Below are 1,607 nucleotides of genomic sequence, written 5' to 3'. Positions count from 1 at the left end.
TTTATACTTTGAAAGATTCTGGATATTGCATCATGGGCTGACCGTCCGGGTCGGAACCCATAGCTGTTGCTTTCAAACCTCGATTCCCATTCAGGTTCGAGTGCCGACTTTACCAAGGCTTGCCTTGCTCTATCTTGGATAGTGGGTATTCCCAGAGGACGTTTTTCATCCCTTCCGGGTTTTTGAATCCACACCCTACGCAGTGGTTTTGCTTTGAGATTTCCTTTGATACTCTTAGCTAGTTCCAGTCTTTGTCTTGGGGAGATTGCTCTCATTCCATCGACACCTGCTGTCTTTTTGCCTTGATTATCTTGAGTCACTCGCCGCACTGCTAAGAGTCGGGCATAATATGATTTCACCAGTAGACGTTGCCACCTTCTTGCTTTTGCGTCCTGTCCCGATTTAGCTGCTTGAAATATCCTCTTTTGGAGCTTGAAAACTTGACGTTGAACTTTCGCCCATGGTATAGCTTTCCATACACTCGTAGTCTTGATTGGCTTTGATTTCTCAAACCCTTTCTTTAAACTCGCTTTCGTCATAATGACTCCTACTAGACTCTATTCTTTACAATCAAACCGTGACTTGTCAGCATATCCCTGCCATTACAGCAGGGCGTTAGCTTCTGGTCACATCTCATCCCCTAATAGGCTGGCGCTTACACTTTCACTACTGTTTATCTCGACCAGATAATCAGAGCCTAAGAGGGGTTAAAACGTTCCGTTTATATGGGCATTCCGTCTTTAGACTTGTCCTATCCACCGGAGTACTTTAAAGGTCTGTGTAGGTGTTATATAAAGAACCCTACTTTTCCCCTTACCCTTTTGGGCGCAGCGTGTCAACCTATTTCGCTGCCTGCTAATGACGATGGTTCAAGTCGGAACATTCAGATTTCCTTAGTCATGGATGGTTGGCAGTGGTCGGATTATTGGGAATAGGTTTTCCCTCACGCCTTCCGTTCCCCGCTTCAATCCTAGGGTTGTGATTCCTAAAACTGGGGGTGGCTATCGCCGTTACTCTTTCCCACAATCGCCTAAGTGGTTTTAATACTCCTCCTTATGGTGTAATTGAGCATTACGATTTTCTTTGTGGGATTGACCTTGAGTTCCCTGCCTTGCTTTTCGCTTCGGGACATATAAACAGTTATGGGGATGGTCAGAAGCGAGGTTCTTATATTCAACCGATGGGCTGAAATCCCCACCAGGCGGTTATTTCGGGTATTACAACCCTATTTCATGCCTGAACGTCTCGCACTTTTAGGTGTAGCCTAGCTTTTTACAGTGTTATCGCTACTACTTTGGCTTACTTTTTTAAGTCCATCAAGATCCGCCATGTTTTAGCATATCTTTTCTGAACCCAAGGTCTTGCAACCTGAGCGGATATCCTATTATGTTACCACAATCTGCTCACCTGATCACCGACAGCCAGACTGACATAAATCTATGTAAAGTTTTGTCAAAAACCTCTTGCTTTTTGGGGTAATTTGTTGTATAAGTGCGGAAGTTGACCGTATCCTAATTGCTGTCGTGGATGTTATAGCATTAGTCAAGGTGGTTAGGACGCAGCTTTGAGAACGGAATCCATGGCATCATGGAGAGAATCAAACTGCT

1 protein-coding gene is annotated in these 1,607 nt (G+C 44.6%); it reads right to left on the bottom strand.

Features of this window, described 5'->3' with window-relative positions; all coding sequences use genetic code 11:
- The coding region (locus ACTIE0_RS24245; RefSeq protein WP_439517035.1) for a reverse transcriptase N-terminal domain-containing protein at positions 1-539 on the bottom strand (539 nt) is incomplete at its 3' end.
- Between the last annotated feature and the right edge of the window lie 1,068 nt (positions 540-1,607).

The sequence above is a fragment of the Limnospira sp. genome, from assembly GCF_051859755.1.
Taxonomy (GTDB): Bacteria; Cyanobacteriota; Cyanobacteriia; order Cyanobacteriales; family Microcoleaceae; genus Limnospira; species Limnospira fusiformis.
Note: the sequence above shows the minus strand (reverse complement) of the source record. Positions and strands in the feature narration are given on the sequence as shown.